The organism is Micromonospora sp. M51 (assembly GCF_018070305.1).
Lineage (GTDB): Bacteria > Actinomycetota > Actinomycetes > Mycobacteriales > Micromonosporaceae > Micromonospora > Micromonospora parva.
Genome location: NZ_JAGPXZ010001407.1, coordinates 1 through 607, shown reverse-complemented (window position 1 = coordinate 607; position 607 = coordinate 1). Strand labels below are relative to the sequence as shown.

Below are 607 nucleotides of genomic sequence, written 5' to 3'. Positions count from 1 at the left end.
TGCTGGCCGCCGCCGGCAATGCCCGTGCGGTGGTGGAGATCGGCACCGGTACCGGGGTGAGCGGCGTCTGGTTGCTACGCGGCATGCGTGCCGACGGCGTGCTCACCACGATCGACGTCGAGGTGGAGCACCAGCGGATCGCCCGGCGCATCTTCGCCGAGGCGGGCTTCGCGGCCGGGCGTACGCGGATCATCACCGGTCGCGCGCTGGACGTGCTGCCCCGACTCGCCGACGGCGCGTACGACCTGGTCTTCGTGGACGCGGAGGCGACCGGCTTCCACGCCTGCGTGGAGGCGGCGCTGCGGCTGTTGCGGCCGGGGGGCGTGCTGGCGCTCAACGGCGTGCTGGCCAGCGACCGGATCGGCGACCCGGCCGCCCGGGACGCGGAGACGGTGACGGTTCGCGAGACGATCAAGGCGGTCCGGGAGTCGGAGCACTGGATCCCCGCGTTGCTTCCGGTCGGGCACGGGCTGCTCGCCGCGGTGAAGTGCTGACCCAGGCCCGCGCCGGATCGAGCCGGGTCTCCGACCTCACGCCCTAGGGCCTGTTTCATAAGAACTGGCCGGCCTGCGGCGGGCCCGGACGACGACCGGCGGCGTTGGGGGTG

1 protein-coding gene is annotated in these 607 nt (G+C 73.6%); it reads left to right on the top strand.

The window, feature by feature from the left end:
- On the top strand, positions 1 to 494 hold a 494-nt coding region (locus KBX53_RS35120; RefSeq protein WP_210864052.1), incomplete at its 5' end, for an O-methyltransferase.
- Positions 495 to 607: the final 113 nt, after the last annotated feature.